Below are 2,664 nucleotides of genomic sequence, written 5' to 3'. Positions count from 1 at the left end.
TAAGGCCGTAGTTGTAATACACCTCCCAATCCAACTCCTCCTGCTCCGAAGCCATGACCCGACGCGTTTCGGCGTGCTCATTCTTGGCTCCGTCGATGAGCTCGGACACGGGGCCGTGAACACTGACTGTGCTTCTCGGCTCTTTGAGTATCAACTTGCGACCCAGCAAGTCAATGCGGTGTGATCGGTCTATACACGAATCCTTCGGAAGGGGTAGGTCGCCGAGAGTGGTTCCACTGAACTGAAATCGGTGCTCCCAAAGCTCATCAGCGCCTGCAGCCTCCGCGCCAGGACGCCCTTTATCGAAACAATTCTGTTTCAGCCAAAAACATACGGTTGAGCTGTTAAGCGTTCCCAGCAATCGCAAGAAATCCAACTCAGTGGCATCACCCGAAAGTTTCGCGACTGGCGCGGTTTGCTTGAAGACCCTGCCGCCGCGGTCCAGCACAAAATGATTGTGAGTTGCAATCTCCGCAAAAGTTATAGAGATCGGCAATTCGTACCGTGATTTTACCCATCGATACCAAGTCCACCAATTGTGTTCGCCATCCGCTTGGGTCTCGCCACCAAAACCCGTCACCGCCTTGAGCGTCCTACGCATAGGCCACTGACGTTTATACCAACCTGCACGGGTATCGAGTTCGATCTCTTCGAAGGATGCCGTATACGGAACAAACGCTGATTCGACGTCATGAACGTTCCAATCGCGAACCGCTTCTCCTATGACAGAAGTCTTTATATATTGAGAGTCGATACCGAAGCGGTTGAGTGACTGTGCTGAGCCAGAATACGCATCGTCGGCTCCCGGAAAACTGGCGAACCCAATGCGGCCACTTATAACACTGCCAAACGAATGATCACCAGCACGATTAATTGCTTCCTGCAATTCGACCGCGCCGCCTCCGCTCAGGCTCCAAGGATACTTTTCGAGCAGTTCGCGTGACAGGTCTGTGACGGTGACCCATTGATCCTGATGGCCCGGAGTGTCCACGTAGGTCGAAATCGCGGACCAGACCTTACCCTTCGCCGGATCGTCCGGAGTGCCGGGCTCACTCTGAATGCCAAGCACCGCTCGAACTGTGTCGCGGACTTTGCCGTGGTTTCGACCTACCAAGATAACCGTCGGGGTGCCGTGGCCAGGAAGATACGCGCCAGAGGTATCAGCAACGAGACGCAGGTCAATCTGGGCCAAAAATTTCTCGATTACCGGTACCCCGAACCTGCGTTTCATGAAGGAGTTGGAGGTGATCTGACCGACCCAGCCGGCCTGTTCGCCGGGTTTAGCGAGTTGGAAGAACCGCTCCATGAACGGCACCGTGATTGCGTAGGTACCTTTGCAGTAGTGGTAGATGTCGCGGTAGCGGGCGTTGAGCGCCTTGTCCTTCACAGGCGGGTAGGGCGGGTTGCCGACCACCACGTCGTACTGTCCCGGCGCCAGAATCCTGCGGAGTTTGGGTACGTCTTCGGTGCGATATGAGAACCGCGATGCCACCGCGTCCTTATCGAAGGACTCGTCACCGTAGTCGAATCCGGTACGCCCCAACGCATCCGGACCATGAAGTAACGAGTCACCGCTGGCCAGGTTCAGCGTGAATGCCGGCGCGTTCACTAGCGAGCGATCCCCGGTCTGCTTCAACGCCGCCACAATCAGCCGAAACATCGCGATCGCCGTCGCGAACGGGTTCACATCCACCCCGTATACCGACTCCAACGCCTTATTCACCCGTGCACGTGCCTCCATGCCCGGTGCTTCGCGATGCCAACGATTCACGAGGATCTCGAACGCCCCCAATAGGAAGTGCCCAGACCCGCACGTCGGGTCGATGACCTTGAACCCCTCCAGCGGGCGCTCCGCCAGCGCCGGAATCAACGTCTGCTCGAGGATGAACTCCTCCACGAACACCGGCGTCTGAAATAAGGCGTACTTGTCTTTAGCGTGGTCCGAGAGGTCCTGATACAAATCCCCCAAAAAACGTGTCGACAACTCATCATCATCGAAGCGCCACAAAAGATTACCGTCGTCATCAGTGCGCCGCCAGAAGCTCAACAACTGATGCACCGCATCCGAGGACGGGCTGATGATCCCGATCGCCGCGTGCTCATCGACCAACGGCGCAGTCGCCCGGTTGGCCCGCAGGGCCGCGAACGCCACTTCCAACCACTCGCGATATGACCGATCGGGATCAGCCTGATAGAACGCGTTCTCGGTATCCAATGCCCGCTGCCGTAACCGCACATCCGCGTGAGTGATCCACACCCCGGACTCACCCAACAGCAGATTGTCCTCGCAGAACCGCACGAACACCGACGTCAACAACCACCCCACCGCGGCCTGGGTCAACTGATCATCCACCCAATCGGTGAACGACCCCGCGGTCAACTCCTGGGCCACCGCCTCACGGTGCTGCGACCGCCACCGATCCAACACCGCGGTGTCAGCGTTCAACCGCTCCCGCATGTCATCAACCAGCAACCCCACCTGCGGACGCAACTCCGCAGTCAACACACCACCAGAAACCGTCGCCAACCCCACCTACAGCACCCCACACTTATCCACAGCCAAACCCCGCAACACGACCAGATCGGACGACTTTCATGAGCTTGCCCGGCGTCGTGTGGCGATCAACGGTCGCCAGTTGGGTAGGTCGTTGACGGGTACGCCGA

Annotated in this window: 1 protein-coding gene; it reads right to left on the bottom strand. The window is 57.9% G+C overall.

Features of this window, described 5'->3' with window-relative positions:
- The coding region (gene pglX, locus M1248_RS33195; protein WP_317150930.1) for a BREX-2 system adenine-specific DNA-methyltransferase PglX at positions 1 to 2,533 on the bottom strand (2,533 nt) is incomplete at its 3' end.
- Positions 2,534 to 2,664 lie beyond the last annotated feature (131 nt).

The sequence above is a fragment of the Mycobacterium sp. 29Ha genome (assembly GCF_032883055.1).
Taxonomy (GTDB): Bacteria; Actinomycetota; Actinomycetes; order Mycobacteriales; family Mycobacteriaceae; genus Mycobacterium; species Mycobacterium gallinarum.
The sequence above is the reverse complement of the archived record's forward strand: the minus strand, read 5'-3'. Positions and strand labels throughout refer to the sequence as shown.